We start from the raw sequence: 16837 nt of genomic DNA on the forward strand, positions 1-16837 counted from the left end.
GTCGGGCGGAGGCGTAGCCGATGAAGAACTCGCTGCGCCAGGCGATGGCCTGGCTCCACACCTGGTCGGGCCTGCTCGCGGGCTGGCTGCTGTTCGTGATCTTCGTCGGCGGCACGATCGCGTGCTTCGACCGCGAGCTCGACGACTGGGCGCGACCATCGCTGCATGATCTGTCCGGCCCGCAGCCGACCCGATTCGACGCCGCGTTCGCGCGCGTGCGCGAACAGGCGCCCGATGCGCACGTGTGGTGGGCGCACGTGTCGGGCGAACGCAAGCGCGGCATGGAGGCGTTCTGGTTCAACGACGACGGCAGCCAGGGCCACGTGCTGCTCGATCCGCGCGACGGCGGCGAAATTCCCGCCTCCGGCCCCGGCCAGTTCTTCTTCGAACTGCATTACGACCTGCATGCGGGTCTGTGGGGCATGTATCTCGTCGGTTTCACCGGAATGCTGATGATGGTGGCGCTGGTCGCGGGCGTGATCACCCACAAGAAGATCTTCAAGGACTTCTTCATGCTGCGCTGGCGCGGCGGCGGCCAGCGCGCCTGGCTCGACGGCCACAACCTGGCCGGTGTGCTGGGCCTGCCGTTCCACCTGATGATCGCGTACACGGGCGTTGCGATCTTCGCCGCCAGCTACATCTTCGGCGGCACCCAGGCCGCGTACGGCGGCGATGTCGAGAAGTTCTACGAGGAAGCCGGCGGCTTCTACGAGCGGCCCGAGATCGGCATGCCGCTGCAGTCGCTGCATTCGGTCGACGCCCTGGTTGCGGATGCGCAGCGGCGCATGGGCGTGCCGGTCGACTGGGCCTCGATCCACCATCCGGCCGACGCCAGCGCCATGATTTCCTTCGGTACCGAGCATTCGCGCCGGGTCGCCTGGGACATGCAGCAGGTGCATTACGACGCCGCCACCGGCGCGTTCGTGCACCAGTCGACGCCGGCGACCGCCGGCTACGACACCTACGCCTTCCTCGGCGGCCTGCACATGGCCCAGTTCGGCGGTGCGCCGCTGCGCTGGCTGTACTTCATGCTCGGCCTGTCGGGCTGCGTGATGCTGGCCACCGGCATGCAGGTGTGGGTACGCAAGCGCGAGCAGCGCGTGGCCGCGGCTGGCGCGATCAGCGGCTACGGGCTGGTGCGCGCGCTGAACGTGGGCGTCGTCGCCGGCATGCCGTTCGCCTGCGCGGCGATGCTGGTGGCCAACCGAATGCTCCCGGTATCGCTCGCCGACCGCGCGGGCGCGGAAGTCACGGTGTTCTGTGCCGCCTGGATCACGGCCGCGGCGTGGGGGGCGGTGCGCGAACGTTACGGGCGTGGATGGCGCGACCTGTTCGCCGCGACCGCGGTGGCGATGGCCGCGATCCCCCTTGCCAGTTTCGCCACCGCGCCGCACAGCCACCTGATCGCCACCGTGGCGCGCGGCGAGTGGACGCTGGCCGCGGTCGATCTGGTGGCGGTCGGGTTCGCGCTCGCATTCGCCGCGCTGGCACGGCAGGCGCAGAAGGCCCGGGTCGCGATGCCGACCACGAAGGCGTCCACCGCGGCGCGCGGCGGCGTGGCCACCCATGGAGGCGCCTGAGATGGTCGCGATCGGAACCGTGCTGATTTTCGCCGGCTGGTGGTTGCTGGCGGTCGCGATGGCACCACGCACCGGCTCACCCTCGCGGCGCCGCGCGCTGCGACTCGGGGGCGGCGCGGCGTTCGTCGCGAGCCTGGCCAGTTACATCGTCGCGATCGGGGTCGAGCAGGGGCCGGTGTTCTGGACCGCGGTGCTGATGCTCGGCGCGCTCGCGGTGGCGCTGCTGCGCGCGATTGCGGGCGTCGACGGCGGCGCCGGTCGTGGACGCCGCTGACGCCGCTGGCGGGTCGACCGGGCAGGACGACGCTGGCGCAGGCGCATGCCGCGACGCCGCGTTCCACCGGCATTGCCCGCCGGAGCGCTAGAATGCGCGCCATGGACATCGTCCTGGCCAATCCCCGCGGCTTCTGCGCCGGCGTCGACCGCGCGATCGAGATCGTCAAGCGCGCCATCGAGACGCTGGGCGCGCCGATCTACGTGCGCCACGAAGTGGTGCACAACCGCTTCGTGGTCGAAGACCTGAAGCGGCGCGGCGCGATCTTCGTCGAGGAGCTCGACGAGGTGCCGGATGGCAACACGGTGATCTTCAGTGCGCACGGGGTGTCGAAGGCCGTGCGGGACGAGGCGGCGCGGCGCGGGCTCAAGGTGTTCGACGCGACGTGCCCGCTGGTGACCAAGGTGCATTTCGAGGTCGCCCGGCATTGCCGTGCAGGACGCGACGTGGTGCTGATCGGCCACGCCGGGCATCCCGAGGTCGAGGGCACGATGGGGCAGTGGAGCGCCGAACGCGGCAGCGGCCGGATCTATCTGGTCGAGGACCTCGAGGACGTCGCCTGGCTCGATCCGGGCCAGCCCATGAACATGGCCTACACCACCCAGACCACGCTGTCGGTGGACGACACCCGCGACATCATCGCCGCGCTGCGCGCGCGCTTCCCCGCGATCCAGGGGCCGAAGCACGACGACATCTGCTACGCCACCCAGAACCGCCAGGATGCGGTGCGCGAACTCGCGCAGCAGTGCGACCTGGTGCTGGTGGTCGGCTCGCCGAACAGCTCCAACTCCAACCGCCTGCGCGAGCTGGCCGAGCGCGACGGCGTGGAGGCCTACCTGATCGACGGCGCCGCGGAGATCGATCCGGACTGGATCGTCGGCCGCCGCCATGTCGGCGTCACCGCCGGCGCTTCCGCGCCGGACGTGCTGGTGCAGGGCGTACTGACGCGCCTGCGCGAGCTCGGCGCCGGCCCCGTGCGCGAGCTGCACGGAGAACCGGAGAGCATGGTGTTCGCGCTGCCCAAGGAACTGCGGCTGCAGCTGCTCGACTGAGCGCAGGCATGGCACGTCCCCCTGCGCAAGCCGCACGGACGCGACGCGGGCGCAGCGCCCGCCACCGCGCGAGGCGGCGGTGGCGGGACCGGCGACCCGATCGCCCAGCGGCTGAGGCGGCCTGCGCGGCCGCTGTCGGATGACATCACCAGCGGCGCCAGCGGCGTGCCGCGCGATGCCGGTTCGGATCGGACCCGCTCTACGTAGCCGGTCGACGATGGATACGCGGGCCGGCCGGCGTCTCGGCCGCGTCCGATGCCTGCGGCGCATCCGTCGCAGCCGGTTCGGGCGAAGGCGAATCCTGCGGCGGCGCGGATGATTCGCGCGCTTCGCGCTTGCGCGCGTCCTTCGCGTCCTGCTTCTTCTTCTTGGCCAGCTCGCGCTGGCGCTTTTCGAACGAGTAGTTGGGCTTTGCCAAGTGGGTCCTCCTGGGATCTCAGCGGTTGGGTTTGGCAGGCGCGACCGGCGCCGCCGCGGGTGAGGCGTCACCGGCCTCGGGATCGATCTTCTTCAGCGAACGCGTGGTGCCCAGCACCTCGATGTGCCCGCCCGACTCGTGGAAGGCCTCCAGGTCGTCGGCGATCCGCTCGCTGGTGAGGGCGGGGCGCTTCTTGCTGTCGCGCTGCGAGAACAGGTGGGTCGTCCTGGACGGCGCGATCGGGGAGGGCGCGGCGCCCGGCGCCTTTGCCTTGGTGCTACGTGGCATGTTGTCTCCGGTCAGTAGAGCCGCAGCGGGATGCCTTGGCGGGTGCGCTCGCTGTAGTCGGCGCGGACTTCGAGGCAATACGGCCCCGCCATCGCGAACCGGCGGCAGACTTCCGGGCGCGTTTCGTAGTACGAGCAGCGCATGTGCGCGGAATCCAGCGCCACGCACCAGCCCTCCTCGTCGCGTGCCATCACCTGCAGCCCTCCCTGGGTGGTGGTCATGTGCTGCGGAATGCGGTCCTCGGGCTGCAGCACCACGGTCAGCCGGCAACACACCGCGTCGCATCTCCCGCACAGGGGAACCTGGTCGTCGGTCATCGAGCCACTATTCCCGGCTTCCGCGGCGATAGTGCAGCAGGCTGCCACGGTGCGGCGGCTCGTCGCCATCGTTCATCGGGCAGCGCTCCTGCCGAACCTCGAATCCCTGGCTTTCGAGCAGCTTGCTGAAGCGCGCGCTGTTGCCGCGGCCGGGATCGGTGACCACCACCTCCGCCTCGGGCAGCGCATGCCGTTCGACCACGGCCGCGAGCAGCTCGGCGTGGCCGCGTTCGTACAGCACGTCGCTGGCGATGATCGCGTCGAAGCGACCGAGCGCCGGCAACGGCGTGTCCCAGCGCAGCTCGCGGTAGCGCAGTGCCGGCAGGCTGTTGAGCGCGGCGTTGTAGGCGAGGAAGACCTCGGTCAGCGGATGCGCGTCCGACGCCACGATGTGGGCGCCGCGCTGCTGCAGCACCAGGCTCGCCAGGCCGATGCCGCAACCGAGTTCCAGCATGCGCTTGCCCTCGATGTCGAAACGCTGCATGGCCTGCGCCAGCAACCGGCTCGCAGGCCAGACCTGCCCGAACAGGCTCCATTGCGAGGAAGAGATGCCGATGCGCGCGCTGTGCCCGTCCGGATCGGCGAATTGCTGCGTATCGCTCAGTACGCGCAACCGGTACACATGGCCGCCGACGGCGTGCCTGGTCTCGCGGATCTGGTAACCCGGCATGGGCGCTCCCGCAACGGCGTCGCCACACAACTTGGGCGTTAACGCGTGGAGACAAGCGCAGCGAGCGACGGCGACGGCGGTCGGACGGGACGCACGAGACAGCTGTTGAACGAAGGCCATGTTACGCGATCGGGCCTGCGCCTGCCGTGAACGCAGGCGTCCGCCCGCCGCATCGGCTTTGGGCGCATACTCGAAACTCCACTAAGGAGTCCGCATGGCGAACTACCAGATCGCGCTGTTCACGTTCACGCTGTCCGGCGACCGCAGCATCGGGCCGACGGCGTTGACGGAACTGTGGATGCGCGCCTGCGGGACCAGCGACGTCGGCGTCGATCGCAAGGAGTCGCATCGCGAGGGGCGGCCGGTCTACACGCTCTACGCGTCCCGGAACCTGGCCGACCTGCAGGGCGTGGAAACGCGCCTGCGTACGCTGCTGGAGTCCGCGCACCTGAATGCGTCGATCAGTCCCGTCTACCGTTGACCGCGAAGCGCGGCGGGAACATCGACGCGATCCACGGCGGCAGCCGAAACGCTTCCCGCACAAAAATGCCATCCCCGGCGCCGTTGCCGGTTCGCGCGCACCGGGCCACGTTCGGGCCCGGACCATGCCGGCGTAGTCGATGCCCGGGCTGCAGAGCATCCGGATCCGTCTTGCTCCGGCTCCCGCGGCTCGTGCCTGATCGAGCCTGGTGCCGGACATGAGCTTGGTGCCGGAAATAGGAATCGAACCTACGACCTACGCATTACGAATGCGCCGCTCTACCAACTGAGCTATTCCGGCAAGGGCCGCAAATTCTAGGGGCTGGGGCCGGTGCGGTCAAAGGGAATGCGCCGGGCGTCCGGTCCGCCGGCGGCGCGGCGCCGGCGGTCGTGCCCTCGCTGGCGCAGGAACGACGCGTAGCGGGGCTCGAGGTCCGTCGAAACCGCGGAATCATGCGCTCACGGGGCGCGTGCGGCGCCGGGCGGAGCGGGGAACACCACAGGCGAAGCTCACAGCATGCCGGTCGGCCAGGATGTGGCCAGTGTCGTCACCGCTGCGATCCGCGCATGCAGTTCGTCGGCCAGGCGCGTCGCCAGGGCGACCACGGTCAGCGTCGGGAAGCTCCAGCCGCCTGTCGGGAACACCGAGCTGCCCGCCACGTACAGATTGTCGATGCCATGGACCCGGCACTGCAGGTCGACGACCCCTTTGCCGGGCGACGATGCCATCCGCGTCGTGCCCATGTGGTGCGCCGTCGCCTGCACCCGGGGGGTCGCGCTGGTGTCGTGCAGCCAGTCGGCCGGTTCGAAGTCGCACTTGAAATGCGCGGCCACGTCGCTGGCCATCAGGGTGGCGGCGGTCCGGATGCTTCGCTCGTCGAGCGTGCCCAGGCGCCAGTCGACCTTGACCTTTCGCAGTCCCAGCGCGTCCCGCTGGTCGGACAGCGCGACCCGGCTGTCGCGGTTGGGCGCCTGTTCGAAGTAGCCCACCATTTCGATGCGATCGGTGGCCACCGTCGGGCTGCGGACCAGCTTCCGGCATCCGGCATGGACCAGGTGGCCGCCATGCCGGAGCGTGCTCAGCGCCAGCCGGACCCGGCCCGGGTCGGGCGCGGGGGGCGGGAGCCGGGCTGGCAGGTCCTGGTCCAGCGCGTCGAGCAGCTGGCGTTCCACGCACCGGCTTTCGTCGGCGGGATTCGCCGGCCTGCGCAGCGAGGCCCGCAGGGATCGCAGCGCACGCACGCCCGGAGGCGCCGGGCGCTCCACCAGGAACGGCCATGCCCGGGCGGCCAGCAGCCGGTGCGTCCGCTGCGCATGGTCCGACAGGCTCAGCTGGCGGTGCGCGCGCGCCGGCGCATGGTCCAGGGGCCAGGCATAGCCCCGGGCCAGCCGATCCAGCCCGCCGCCGTGCAAGGTCCCCAGACCGCAGCGTGGGTGATCCATGAAGTAGCGTCCCACCAGGTCGCGGTCGTTGCCGAGCCCGTTGCGCGCGACCTGGTCCGACAGCAACAGCAGCCGCGCATTCTCCAGCCCGCCCGCGGCCAGCACGAACAGGCGCGCGCTGACCCGGCCACGACGACCGTCGAGGCCCCCGATCGCTGCGCCGAGCACCGCGGCGGCATCCTCGGCGACATCCAGCCGCATCAAGTTGGCATGCAGCACCAGCTCCAGGTTGGGCGCGGCACGCAGCAGGTCCAGGTGCGTGCTCGCGTAATCCACCGGGCTGATGCGGAAGGTCCGGTCGCTCAGGTTCACGGAGGGTGGCGCACGCCTGGCGGCGCCTCGTGGCGGCACGAAGCTCCCGTCCTCGATCCCTCCGGGCTCCACCCGGCAGGCCCTGCTTGCGCGCGCGTAGTACGGAGCGAGTTCGTTCCAGCCGATCGGCCAGCCGCTGTCGGGCACCCATTCGCGCGCCGCCATCTCGAGCGAACTGAGCGGGATGCAGCCACCGCCCCAGAGCCGGGCGGCACCGCCGAGGGCACGCAGGCGGCTGATCCCGGGATCGAGCATGCAGGGGCCGACCGACTCCCCGTCGCTCAACGCCTGGCTGGCGTGCTCGCTGTGCAGGCCGCCGCTTTCGAGCAGGCACACCTTCCACCGCGTGTTGGCGAACTCGGCCGCGATGGTGAGGCCGGCCGGCCCCGCACCGACGATGCACAGATCCGCCTCGAACCTGTCGGGGCAGTCCGGCGCGCGAAAGTCCTTGATCATCCGGCATCCCTGGATGGCTGCTGAAACAGGCCGTCCCGGTCCCGGGCGGGCCCCCGGCAGGCGTCGACCGGATCAGAGCATGTTTACGCAAGGGGGCGCGCGGCCCGGACAGGGGCGCCGGAAGCGCTAGAGCGTGGCGGACCCGGTCTCGTCGCCCGCGACGGCGAGCGGCTAGAGTAGCCGCTGGCCGAACCACCCCCGGATCATGGCGAAGACCCGCACGGCATATGTCTGCAGCGAATGCGGCGCCGATTTCAGCAAGTGGCAGGGACAGTGCGGCGCCTGCGGCGCCTGGGACACGCTGTCGGAAATCGTGCTGGAGACGGCTGCCGCGGCGAAGTCGCCCGCGGCGCGGCGGAGCGGCTGGGCCGGCAAGGTCGATCCGCCGAAGGTCACCGCGCTTCGCGACGTGCAGCAGGGCGAGGACGTGCGCGTGTCGACCGGCATCGGCGAGTTCGACCGCGTGCTGGGCGGCGGCCTGGTGCAGGGTGCGGTGGTGCTGGTGGGCGGCGATCCGGGCATCGGCAAGTCGACCCTGCTGCTGCAGGCGGTGGCGTCGATGGCGGCGAGCCTGCCGGGCCTGTACGTCACCGGGGAGGAGTCGCTGGCGCAGGTGGCCGGGCGCGCGGCGCGCCTGGGCCTGCCGCTCGAGGGCCTCAACGCGCTGGCCGAGACTGGGATCGAACGGATCCTCGAACAGGCCGCGCAACTGCGCCCGCGGATCATCGTCGCCGACTCGGTGCAGACGCTGTGGACCGATTCGCTGACCGCGGCGCCCGGCTCGGTGAGCCAGGTGCGCGAGAGCGCCGCGAGGCTGGTTCGCTACGCCAAGGAGACGGGCACCGCGGTGTTCCTGGTCGGCCACGTCACCAAGGAAGGCGGCATCGCCGGCCCGCGCGTGCTCGAGCACATGGTCGACGCGGTGCTGTACTTCGAAGGCGATTCCGGCAGCCGCTTCCGCGTGCTGCGCGCGTTCAAGAACCGGTTCGGCGCGGTCAACGAGCTGGGCGTGTTCGCGATGGGCGACAAGGGCCTGAAGGAAGTCCCGAATCCATCGGCGATCTTCCTGTCCGGTGGCAATACGCCGCAGCCCGGCAGCTGCGTGATGGTCACGCGCGAGGGCACGCGTCCCCTGCTGGTGGAGGTGCAGGCGCTGGTGGATGCCTCGCCGCTGTCGAATCCGCGGCGGGTCGCCGTGGGGCTCGAAGGCAACCGGCTGGCGATGCTGCTCGCGGTGCTGCACCGGCACGGCGGCGTGGTCACCGGCGACCAGGACGTGTTCGTGAACGTGGTCGGCGGCATCCGCGTGCAGGAAACGGCGGCCGACCTGCCGGTGCTGCTGTCGGTGCTCTCGTCGCTGCGCGACGCGCCGCTGCCGGAGAAGACGGTGGCGTTCGGCGAGGTCGGGCTCGCGGGCGAGATCCGCCCGGTCCCGAATGGCGAGGAGCGGCTGAAGGAAGCGGCGACGCACGGCTTCCGTCGCGCGATCGTGCCCAAGGCGAACGCGCCGAAGGCCGGCAGCTACAAGGGCATGGAGGTGGTGGCGGTCGAGCGCCTGGCGGACGCGCTGGAACAGGCGTGAATCGCGCTCCTGCCGAGGGTCCGCGCCGGGGCTTCGCGCGCGCGATGTCCGTGGCCCTGCATCCCTTCGCGGTCCTGGGCGCGCTCGCGCTGCTGATGGCCTGGCGGCTGGATCCGGCCGGGCTGCCGCGCACCGCGATCGGGATCGGCGTGGCCATCGCCATCGTCTGGAGCTTCGTGCTGCAACGCCGCCGCGCGGGGCACTGGCAGACGGTGGACGCCTCGCGCCCGCAGGAACGGCCGCTGCTGTACCTGCTGGCGCTGGTGGTGGCGGGCATTTTCTGGTGGTGGACGGGCGGGCGCGCATCGCCGACGTCGACCGGCGTGCTGGCGGCGATGGCGATGCTGTGCGCGGCCGCCGTGGCCAACCGCCGGATCAAGCTGTCGCTGCACGTGGCGAGCCTGGCGTTCGCAGGAGTGGTGTCGCTGGCGACCTGGCCGCTCGCCGGTGGCGTGTTACTCGTGCTGCTACCGCTGCTCGGTTGGGCGCGGCTGCGCATGGCGCGGCACACCTTGCCGGAAATTGCGGGCGGCGCGCTGCTCGGGCTGGCGTTCGGCGCCTTGCCACTGGTACTACGCTAGCGCGGCGTTCCTGGCGCCTCCGCAAGTTGCCTCCGCAAGCGTGGATCCGCGCGCAGCCGCTATCGGTCGGACGCGCCGCCGACGTGCCGCGACACCGGCGCCAGGTCGGGCAGCCCGCCATCGCCGTCGGCGGAAAGCGCGATCACGCGGTCGGCGTCGTCGATATCGATGCCCTGCGTGGCGTACCACTCCGCGTCGTAGTAGCTGTGTACGTAACGCTCGCCGCCGTCGCAGAGGATGGTGACGATCGAGCCCTGCTCGCCGCGCGCGCGCATCGCCTGCGCGAGCCGCAGCACGCCGACGAAGTTGCTGCCGGTGGAGCCGCCGACCCGCCGCCCCAGGCGTGCGTTGATGTAGCGCATGGCCGCGAGGCTGAGCGCGTCGGGCACCTTGACCATGGCGTCGACGCAGCCGGGAATGAAGCTGCGTTCGACGGTGGGACGGCCGATGCCTTCGATGCGCGACGCGGGCATCGTGGCCTCCGGTGGCGGCCGACCCTGCGACAGCGCGGCATAGTGCGCGTGGAAGGCGGAGTATTCCGGATCGACGCACAACACGCGCGTGGCCAGGCCGCGGTAGCGCGCGTAGCGACCGATGGTGGCGCTGGTGCCGCCGGTGCCCGCACTGCACACGATCCACGCCGGCACCGGGTGCGGCTCCTGCTCCATCTGCCGGAAGATCGACTCGGCGATGTTGTTGTTGGCGCGCCAGTCGGTGGCGCGCTCGGCGTAGGTGAACTGGTCCATGAAATGACCGCCTGCGTCGCGCGAAAGCCGCTCCGACTCGGCCGCGATGTCGCAGGCGTTGCGGACCAGGTGGCAGCGTCCGCCGTGGAACTCGATCGCGGCGATCTTTTCCGGCGAGGTCGAGGCCGGCATCACCGCGACGAACGGCAGGCCCAGCAACCGCGCGAAATACGCTTCCGACACCGCGGTCGAACCGCTGGAGGCCTCCACCACGGTGCTGCCCGCATGCAGCCAGCCGTTGGCCAGCGCGTACAGGAACAGCGATCGCGCCAGCCGGTGCTTGAGGCTGCCGGTGGGATGGCTCGATTCGTCCTTGAAGTAGATGTCGATGCCGGGGAACCCCGGCAGCGCCAGCGGGATCAGGTGGGTATCGGCGGAGCGGTTGAAATCCGCCTCGATCCGGCGGATCGCCGCGGCCGTCCAGGCGTGCTGGCGCGTGCAGGCGATACGGCAGGAGTCTTCGATGAAGGGCATGGCAGGCCGCGCGACGCATGGGGAAAGCGCATTTTCGCCGATTCCCGCAGGTCCCGCTGGCGTCGGCGGGCTGGTGCGTTCGCCGACGCCGGAAGGGGGCGGAAGATGCATGGCCACTGCTTGTGCGCACCGGTGGCAGCCGGCACACTGGACCGGTCACGCAAACGGAGATTGCACGCATGTCGAAGGGAATCGCGCGTCCTGCGCGCGCCGGGGGATGCTGGCTGGCGCTGGTGCTGATGCTGGTGGCCGGGGCGCCCGTGGTGGCCCGGTCGGCCGAACCGGTGGAGCGGCTTTCCGTCCCCGGTCCGCTGCGGCTGGATGGCCAGGGGTACCACTTCGCGTGGAGCAGCCATCCCACGCCGGATTTCTACAAGCAGGAATACCTGCCGGCCGGGCAGACGCTCGATCGTTACCGGCAGATGCTGGTGCTCGACCTGCTGGCCGTGGACGCGACTCCGGCCCAGCTCGCGGCGGCGAAGATCGCGGAACTCAAGGCACGCAAGCAGGCCGATCCGCTGGTCAACCACGACCTCGTCGTCAAGCAGGACGGCTCCGCCGCGCTGCTGGATTTCGTGCTGTCGGCGCCGGATGCGCAAGGCGACCTCGTGGTCGAGTGGAATGCCTACCGCTACCAGGCCCTGCCGGAGGGCGTACTGCTGTTCGGTATCAGCCGGCGCGCCTATGGCCACGAGGAGGCGCGCCGTTTCCTCGGCGAGGAACTCAGGCAGAACCGGTCGCGCTGGATCGACGAGGTCGCCGGGCTCGACATGCCCGCGATTTCGCTCCGCCCACCGTCGCAGCCTTGACGGGGGGCGGGTGCGTCATCGGGCCTAGGGGCGGCGCAGCACCAGCTCGTAGACGAACTTGCTGCCGAAGAACGCCAGCACCAGCAGCGCCATCGCCGTCAACGTCCAGCGTACCGCCTTCGCGCCGCGCCAGCCGTAGCGCCAGCGGCCGAACAGCAGGGCACCGAACACCAGCCACGACATCAGGCTGAGCACGGTCTTGTGCGACAGCCGCTGGGCGAAGAAGTCCTGGACGAACAGCATCCCGGTCAGCAGGGTCGCGGTGAGCAGGACGAAGCCCACCGCGATCGTGCGGAACAGCAGCGTCTCCAGTTCGGTCAGCGGCGGCAGGACCCGCACCCAGCCGCGGAACTCGTGGCGGCGCAGGGCGCGCTCCTGCAGCCAGAGCATGATCGCCAGCAGTGCCGCGATCGCCAGCGACGCGTAGGCCAGCAACGCCAGCCAGGCGTGCAGTTCCAGCCGCCAGTCCAGATCCCTGGCCACGTGCGGGCCCGCGAACGCGTAGCCGACCAGGGCCGCGGCCGCGATCGGATAGACCAGCACGCCCAGCGCGCCGAGCCGGCCGGTGGCGGCATAGGCGCTGGTCAGCGCCGCCATGCCGAGGCCGACCAGGGACAGCGCGGCGAAGAAGTGCAGGTCGAAACCGCCGCCGTGGCGCCAGCACAGGTAGTGGAACAGTCCATGCAGCGCCACCGCGCTCACCGCGGTCAGCAGCCAGAAGCCGGCGCCGGCGCCACCGTCGGCCAGCAGGCGGCGCACGACCAGCCAGGCTGCCAGCAGATACAACGCCGCGGCAATGAGAACGATTGACATCGGGAAAGTGTCGCACACGGCTGCGCGCGCGGGGCGTCCGCCCGACGCCGGGCAGGAGCGCGTCGGCCTGCCCGCTTCGACCACGCGGGACACGGCGGACCGCCCGCTATAATCGCGAGCCGCTCCGCACCGGTGTTTTCCCATGTTCGAATCGCTCACCCAGCGCCTGTCCGGCACCATCGAGCGCCTGCGCGGCCGGGGTCGGCTGACCGAGGAGAACATCCGCGAGGCCACCCGCGAGGTCCGCATCGCGCTGCTCGAGGCCGACGTCGCCCTGCCGGTGGTACAGGCCCTGGTCGAGCGGATCAAGGTGCGCGCGGTCGGGCAGGAAGTGCTCCGCTCGCTGACCCCCGGCCAGGCCCTGATCAAGGTCGTCCGCGACGAACTGACCGCGGTGATGGGCGCGCAGGCGAGCGAGCTCAACCTCAACGTGCCCGCGCCGGCGGTGATCCTGATGGCCGGCCTGCAGGGCGCGGGCAAGACCACCACCGTGGGCAAGCTGGCCAGGCTGCTCAAGGACAAGCGCAAGAAGAAGGTGTTGGTGGTCAGCGCCGACGTCTATCGTCCGGCCGCGATCGAGCAGCTCAGGACGCTGGCCACCCAGACCGGAGTGCTGTTCTTCCCCTCCGACGCGGGACAGAAGCCTGAAGAGATCGTGCGCGCCGCGATCGCCGATGCGCGCAAGTCGTTCGCCGACGTGCTGATCGTCGATACCGCCGGTCGCCTGGCCATCGACGAGGCGATGATGACCGAGATCAAGGCGCTGCACGCCGCGGTCGATCCGGTCGAGACGCTGTTCGTGGTCGACTCGATGACCGGCCAGGACGCGGCCAACACCGCGAAGGCCTTCGGCGAGGCCCTGCCGCTCACCGGCGTGGTGCTCACCAAGACCGACGGCGACGCCCGCGGCGGCGCCGCGCTCTCGGTGCGCTACATCACCGGCAAACCGATCAAGTTCATCGGTACCAGCGAGAAGTCCGACGGCCTCGACGTGTTCCATCCCGATCGCGTCGCCAGCCGCATCCTCGACATGGGCGACGTGCTGTCGCTGGTCGAGCAGGTCGAGCAGCAGGTCGACAAGGACAAGGCGCAGAAGCTGGCCGAGAAGGTCGCCAAGGGCAAGAAGTTCGACCTCAACGACATGCGCGACCAGCTCGAGCAGATGCAGAGCATGGGCGGCATCGGCAGCCTGATGGAGAAGCTGCCGGGACTGGGCCAGGTGCCCGAACACCTCAAGCAGCAGGTCTCGCAGGGCAGGGAGGTACCGCGCATGATCGCGATCATCAGTTCGATGACGAAGAAGGAACGGCGCAACCCGGCCCTGCTCAACGGCTCGCGCCGTGCGCGCATCGCCGCCGGTTCCGGCACCCACCCGTCCGACGTCAACAAGCTGATGAAGCAGTACCAGCAGATGGAAAAGATGATGGGCAAGATGGCCCGCGGCGGCATGAAGGGCATGATGCGCGGCCTGCAGGGCATGATGGGCGGCATGGGGCGGATGCCGTTTCGCTGATCACATCCGGATGGCGTTTCGCGTCTCCTGGCGTGTCCGAATATCATCCGGGCTCGAGATGTCATCCGGGCGCGAGATGTCATCCCGAGCGCAGCGAGGGATCTTGCCCCGTGGCCATCGGAAACAGGATCCCTCGCCGGGCTCGGGATGGCAGCTTCCGGGCTCGCGCCGGCGACACGCTCTGGAGTGAACCCATGACCCGAGCCTTCCTTGATGGCCAGCCCGCCGCCGCCGCCGAACTGCAGCCCCTGGCCTTGGCCAACTACGGCCACTTCACCTCGATGCAGGTGCGCGGACGCGCGGTGCGCGGCCTCGACCTGCACCTGCAGCGGTTGAAGGCGGCGACCCGCGAGCTGTTCGACACGAGGATCGAGGACGAGCGCCTCCTCGCCGCCATCCTCGCCGCGCTCGATGCCGACGGCGTGGACGATGCCAGCGTGCGGGTCACCGTGTTCTCGCGCGCCTTCGACTACACCCGGCCGGACGCCGTCGTGCCGGTCGACGTGCTGGTCTCGCTCACGGCGCCGCGCGAGGCCGACCCGAAGCCGGCCTGGGTGAAGACCTTCCCGTTCCAGCGCCCGCTGCCGCAGATCAAGCACGTCGGCACCTTCCCCCTGTTCCAGTCGCGGCGGCAGGCGCGGCGCGACGGCTTCGACGATGCGCTGTTCGTCGACCCGAAGGGCCGGATCAGCGAGGGCTCGGTCTGGAACATCGGCTTCTGGGACGGCGCGCAAGTCATCTGGCCGCAGGCCGAGGCCCTGCGCGGCACCGAAGAGCGGCTGCTGCAACTGGGGCTGGCGGAGGTCGGCGTGGCCCAGCGCCACATGCCGGTGGAGGCTCGCGCCCTGGGCGGCCTGCGGACCGCCTTCGCGGCCAACGCCACCGGCATCTGGCCCATCGCGGGCATCGACGACACCGCGCTGCGGCCCGATCCACAGCTGATGGAGCGGCTGACGGCCGCCCGGGCCACCCAGCGCTGGCAGCCGCTGGGCCCGCGGTAGGGCGGGTGGGTTTCGCACCCCCGATCAATGGCTTACAATATCCGGCTTACCTCGCCATCCTGGCGACTGGGCAATACCGGGAACGCACCATGGTCAAGATCCGCCTCACCCGCGGCGGCGCGAAGAAGCGCCCCTTCTACCACATCATCGTCACCGACTCGCGCAGCGCGCGCGACGGCCGCAACATCGAGCGCGTGGGTTACTACAACCCCGTCGCCCAGGGCGCCGAGCAGCGCATCGTGCTGGACACCGCGCGCGTCGACCACTGGGTCTCGCAGGGCGCGCAGCTGACCGACAAGGTCCGCAACCTGTACCGCGAAGCCGCCAAGGCCGCCGCTCCGGCCGCCTGACGCGCGGCCGCGCGATCGCGTGGCCAGCGACACGATGAACGAACCGACGCGCCGTATCCTCATGGGCAGGATCCACGGCGCGTTCGGCGTGCGTGGCGAACTGAAACTCGAATCCTTCAGCGATCCGCCGGAAGCGATCTTCCGCTACCGCCCATGGATCCTGCGCGACGCGCAGGGGGGCGAGCGCGAACTGGAAGGCGCCCACGGACGCAGCACCGCCAAGGGCATCGTGATGCGGCTGCCGGGCATCGAGGACCGCGATGCCGCCGAGGCGATGCGCGGCGGCGAGATCCTGGTGCCGCGCGCGGCGCTGCCGCCGCCCGGGCCGGGCGAGTACTACTGGGTCGATCTCGAAGGCCTGCGCGTGGTGAATGCCGAAGGCGTCGATTTCGGTACGGTGTCGCACCTGTTCTCCACCGGCGCGAACGATGTGCTGGTCGCGCGGGGCGAGCGCGAGCGGATGATCCCGTTCGTCGAGCCGGACTACGTGGTATCGGTGGATTTCGAAGCCGGCGTGGTGACCGTCGACTGGGATGCGGACTTCTGACCCGATCGCCGGGTATTCATCGTCGGTGCGGTGAGGTCGGCTCCGCGCCCCGATCGTTGACGGGATATCGACGGAATGCGTCACGCCATGGCGGCCAGCGGCGGGACGGTCACCGTGGAGATCCCTCGCTGTGCTCAGGATGACAAGGTCTCGGGCTGTCCATTGCCTAATCCAGAAGCGCTTCACGACGTGTCGCACGCCGGTCATCCCCAATCCCCAATCCCCAGTCCCCAATCCCGGTCCCCAATGCGCATCGACATCATCAGCCTGTTCCCCGAGTTCGTCGCCCTGTGCGCCGGCTTCGGCGTGGTCGGGCGCGCGCAGGAGCGCGGGCTGCTGTCGATCCATGGCTGGAATCCGCGCGACTACGCGCAGGGCAACTACCGGCGGGTCGACGACCGCCCGTTCGGCGGCGGCCCGGGGATGGTGATGCTGATCGATCCGCTGCGCGCGGCGATCGATGCCGCGCGTGCCGCAGACCCGATCCGGGGCCGGGTCGTCTACCTGAGCCCGCAGGGGCGGGCGCTGACCCAGGCACGGGTACGCGAGCTCGCGGGGCAATCCAGGATCATCCTGCTGTGCGGACGCTACGAGGGCGTCGACGAACGGCTGCTCGCCGCCGAGGTCGACGAGGAGCTCTCGATCGGCGACTACGTGCTGTCGGGCGGCGAACTGGCCGCTGCAGTGGTCGTGGACGCAGTCGCGCGACTGCAGGAAGGCGTGCTCAACGACGCCGGTTCGGCCGTGCAGGACAGCTTCGAAGGCGACGGCCTGCTCGATTGCCCGCACTACACGCGACCGGTCGAGCACGCGCTGGGTGCGGTGCCGGAGGTGCTGCTGTCGGGCAATCACGCCGAGATCGCCCGCTGGCGTCGTCGCCAGGCGCTGCTGCGCACGCGCGAGCGGCGCCCGGACCTGCTGGCCGCTGCCGGCCTGAGCGCGGAGGAGGCACGATGGCTCGAAGCGCAGGATGGAACCGGGGACGAGGCGGGCTGACTTCTGGAGCCGACCCAGCGTCCCGCTCCGCGTGCGGCCGTGGCGGGCGGCCTGGAACGGGAGCGGGGCGTCGGAACCGGGGACATCCGGGCCGCGGCGGCGGGGCCAAGGACCCTTGGCGGTGGGATGGGCTCG

The 16837-nt window shown here is 70.5% G+C and carries 19 protein-coding genes and 1 tRNA gene; 12 read left to right on the plus strand and 8 right to left on the minus strand.

Translation table 11 applies throughout. From position 1 onward, the window contains the following. Positions 1-20: 20 nt before the first annotated feature. The 3 genes from JMO03_RS03280 to ispH all read left to right on the plus strand — a co-directional run bounded on the left by JMO03_RS03280 (position 21) and on the right by ispH (position 2906). Positions 21-1580, plus strand: a complete 1560-nt coding sequence (locus JMO03_RS03280) for a PepSY-associated TM helix domain-containing protein (RefSeq protein WP_202840185.1) — start codon at positions 21-23, stop codon at positions 1578-1580. A 1-nt stretch (position 1581) separates the two neighbouring features. Continuing rightward, positions 1582-1854 (plus strand): DUF3325 family protein, encoded by a 273-nt coding sequence (locus JMO03_RS03285; RefSeq protein WP_202840187.1) that lies wholly within the window; start codon positions 1582-1584, stop codon positions 1852-1854. A 101-nt stretch (positions 1855-1955) separates the two neighbouring features. After that, positions 1956-2906, plus strand: coding sequence for a 4-hydroxy-3-methylbut-2-enyl diphosphate reductase (ispH, locus tag JMO03_RS03290; RefSeq protein WP_202840189.1), 951 nt, complete (start codon positions 1956-1958; stop codon positions 2904-2906). 199 nt (positions 2907-3105) lie between these two features. Here the strand turns inward: ispH and JMO03_RS03295 are convergent, their stop codons facing one another. From JMO03_RS03295 to JMO03_RS03310, 4 genes are read right to left on the minus strand one after another with little or no spacing between them, the layout of a single operon-like run. Continuing rightward, on the minus strand, positions 3106-3324 hold the full coding sequence (locus JMO03_RS03295; RefSeq protein WP_202840191.1) for a hypothetical protein: 219 nt from the start codon (positions 3322-3324) through the stop codon (positions 3106-3108). A gap of 18 nt (positions 3325-3342) precedes the next feature. Beyond that, positions 3343-3612 carry a hypothetical protein gene (locus JMO03_RS03300; RefSeq protein WP_238345862.1) on the minus strand — a complete coding sequence of 90 codons (270 nt, stop codon included), beginning with the start codon at positions 3610-3612 and terminating at the stop codon, positions 3343-3345. An 11-nt stretch (positions 3613-3623) separates the two neighbouring features. Continuing rightward, positions 3624-3929, minus strand: a complete 306-nt coding sequence (locus tag JMO03_RS03305; RefSeq protein ID WP_238345863.1) for a YkgJ family cysteine cluster protein — start codon at positions 3927-3929, stop codon at positions 3624-3626. Positions 3930-3936: 7 nt separating this feature from the next. Further along, complete coding sequence (locus JMO03_RS03310) at positions 3937-4599, minus strand: class I SAM-dependent methyltransferase (protein WP_202840195.1); 663 nt, start codon at positions 4597-4599, stop codon at positions 3937-3939. 214 nt (positions 4600-4813) lie between these two features. Between JMO03_RS03310 and JMO03_RS03315 the strand changes: the two genes are divergently transcribed. Continuing rightward, the gene (locus JMO03_RS03315) at positions 4814-5080 is read left to right on the plus strand and encodes a hypothetical protein (RefSeq protein ID WP_149104254.1); all 267 of its coding nucleotides are present in this window, start codon (positions 4814-4816) and stop codon (positions 5078-5080) included. A 224-nt stretch (positions 5081-5304) separates the two neighbouring features. Here the strand turns inward: JMO03_RS03315 and JMO03_RS03320 are convergent. Further along, positions 5305-5380: transfer RNA gene (locus tag JMO03_RS03320), tRNA-Thr, on the minus strand. 209 nt (positions 5381-5589) lie between these two features. Beyond that, a complete protein-coding gene (locus tag JMO03_RS03325) occupies positions 5590-7290 on the minus strand; it encodes a GMC oxidoreductase (RefSeq protein WP_238345864.1) in 1701 nt (566 codons plus the stop codon). A gap of 205 nt (positions 7291-7495) precedes the next feature. Here JMO03_RS03325 and radA point away from each other — a divergent pair, with 205 nt between their 5' ends. After that, positions 7496-8872 carry a DNA repair protein RadA gene (radA, locus tag JMO03_RS03330; protein WP_202840197.1) on the plus strand — a complete coding sequence of 459 codons (1377 nt, stop codon included), beginning with the start codon at positions 7496-7498 and terminating at the stop codon, positions 8870-8872. 50 nt (positions 8873-8922) lie between these two features. Beyond that, entirely contained in the window at positions 8923-9453 is a 531-nt protein-coding gene (locus JMO03_RS03335; protein ID WP_202840199.1) for a hypothetical protein, read from the plus strand. A gap of 59 nt (positions 9454-9512) precedes the next feature. On the opposite strand, the gene JMO03_RS03340 is transcribed toward JMO03_RS03335, so the two are convergent. Beyond that, the gene (locus tag JMO03_RS03340) at positions 9513-10673 is read right to left on the minus strand and encodes a PLP-dependent cysteine synthase family protein (protein ID WP_202840201.1); all 1161 of its coding nucleotides are present in this window, start codon (positions 10671-10673) and stop codon (positions 9513-9515) included. 179 nt (positions 10674-10852) lie between these two features. On the opposite strand from JMO03_RS03340, the gene JMO03_RS03345 reads away from it, so the two are divergent. Beyond that, positions 10853-11482 (plus strand): hypothetical protein, encoded by a 630-nt coding sequence (locus tag JMO03_RS03345; RefSeq protein WP_202840203.1) that lies wholly within the window; start codon positions 10853-10855, stop codon positions 11480-11482. Positions 11483-11506: 24 nt separating this feature from the next. Here JMO03_RS03345 and JMO03_RS03350 read toward each other — a convergent pair whose 3' ends face one another. Beyond that, the gene (locus tag JMO03_RS03350; RefSeq protein WP_202840212.1) at positions 11507-12295 is read right to left on the minus strand and encodes a cytochrome C assembly family protein; all 789 of its coding nucleotides are present in this window, start codon (positions 12293-12295) and stop codon (positions 11507-11509) included. 142 nt (positions 12296-12437) lie between these two features. Here JMO03_RS03350 and ffh point away from each other — a divergent pair, with 142 nt between their 5' ends. The 5 genes from ffh (at position 12438) to trmD (ending at position 16702) form a co-directional block, all read left to right on the plus strand. Then, positions 12438-13808: a signal recognition particle protein gene (ffh, locus tag JMO03_RS03355; protein WP_202840214.1), complete on the plus strand. Its 1371-nt coding sequence runs from the start codon at positions 12438-12440 to the stop codon at positions 13806-13808. Between the two features lie 194 nt (positions 13809-14002). Then, complete coding sequence (locus JMO03_RS03360) at positions 14003-14809, plus strand: aminotransferase class IV family protein (RefSeq protein WP_202840216.1); 807 nt, start codon at positions 14003-14005, stop codon at positions 14807-14809. Positions 14810-14898: 89 nt separating this feature from the next. After that, positions 14899-15159: a 30S ribosomal protein S16 gene (gene rpsP, locus JMO03_RS03365; RefSeq protein WP_149104264.1), complete on the plus strand. Its 261-nt coding sequence runs from the start codon at positions 14899-14901 to the stop codon at positions 15157-15159. A 34-nt stretch (positions 15160-15193) separates the two neighbouring features. Continuing rightward, positions 15194-15706 (plus strand): ribosome maturation factor RimM, encoded by a 513-nt coding sequence (rimM, locus tag JMO03_RS03370; RefSeq protein WP_202840218.1) that lies wholly within the window; start codon positions 15194-15196, stop codon positions 15704-15706. A gap of 246 nt (positions 15707-15952) precedes the next feature. Beyond that, on the plus strand, positions 15953-16702 hold the full coding sequence (trmD, locus tag JMO03_RS03375) for a tRNA (guanosine(37)-N1)-methyltransferase TrmD (RefSeq protein WP_202840220.1): 750 nt from the start codon (positions 15953-15955) through the stop codon (positions 16700-16702). Positions 16703-16837 lie beyond the last annotated feature (135 nt).

This window comes from Luteimonas saliphila (assembly GCF_016774335.1).
Lineage (GTDB): Bacteria > Pseudomonadota > Gammaproteobacteria > Xanthomonadales > Xanthomonadaceae > Luteimonas > Luteimonas saliphila.

Coding starts and splice junctions, on each gene's coding strand:
- JMO03_RS03280 (WP_202840185.1), top strand. CDS start 21: ATGAAGAACTCGCTGCGCCAGGCGATGGCCTGGCTCCACACCTGGTCG.
- JMO03_RS03285 (WP_202840187.1), top strand. CDS start 1,582: ATGGTCGCGATCGGAACCGTGCTGATTTTCGCCGGCTGGTGGTTGCTG.
- ispH (WP_202840189.1), top strand. CDS start 1,956: ATGGACATCGTCCTGGCCAATCCCCGCGGCTTCTGCGCCGGCGTCGAC.
- JMO03_RS03300 (WP_238345862.1), bottom strand. CDS start 3,612: ATGCCACGTAGCACCAAGGCAAAGGCGCCGGGCGCCGCGCCCTCCCCG.
- JMO03_RS03305 (WP_238345863.1), bottom strand. CDS start 3,929: ATGACCGACGACCAGGTTCCCCTGTGCGGGAGATGCGACGCGGTGTGT.
- JMO03_RS03310 (WP_202840195.1), bottom strand. CDS start 4,599: ATGCCGGGTTACCAGATCCGCGAGACCAGGCACGCCGTCGGCGGCCAT.
- JMO03_RS03315 (WP_149104254.1), top strand. CDS start 4,814: ATGGCGAACTACCAGATCGCGCTGTTCACGTTCACGCTGTCCGGCGAC.
- JMO03_RS03325 (WP_238345864.1), bottom strand. CDS start 7,290: ATGATCAAGGACTTTCGCGCGCCGGACTGCCCCGACAGGTTCGAGGCG.
- radA (WP_202840197.1), top strand. CDS start 7,496: ATGGCGAAGACCCGCACGGCATATGTCTGCAGCGAATGCGGCGCCGAT.
- JMO03_RS03340 (WP_202840201.1), bottom strand. CDS start 10,673: ATGCCCTTCATCGAAGACTCCTGCCGTATCGCCTGCACGCGCCAGCAC.
- JMO03_RS03345 (WP_202840203.1), top strand. CDS start 10,853: ATGTCGAAGGGAATCGCGCGTCCTGCGCGCGCCGGGGGATGCTGGCTG.
- JMO03_RS03350 (WP_202840212.1), bottom strand. CDS start 12,295: ATGTCAATCGTTCTCATTGCCGCGGCGTTGTATCTGCTGGCAGCCTGG.
- ffh (WP_202840214.1), top strand. CDS start 12,438: ATGTTCGAATCGCTCACCCAGCGCCTGTCCGGCACCATCGAGCGCCTG.
- JMO03_RS03360 (WP_202840216.1), top strand. CDS start 14,003: ATGACCCGAGCCTTCCTTGATGGCCAGCCCGCCGCCGCCGCCGAACTG.
- rpsP (WP_149104264.1), top strand. CDS start 14,899: ATGGTCAAGATCCGCCTCACCCGCGGCGGCGCGAAGAAGCGCCCCTTC.
- rimM (WP_202840218.1), top strand. CDS start 15,194: ATGAACGAACCGACGCGCCGTATCCTCATGGGCAGGATCCACGGCGCG.
- trmD (WP_202840220.1), top strand. CDS start 15,953: ATGCGCATCGACATCATCAGCCTGTTCCCCGAGTTCGTCGCCCTGTGC.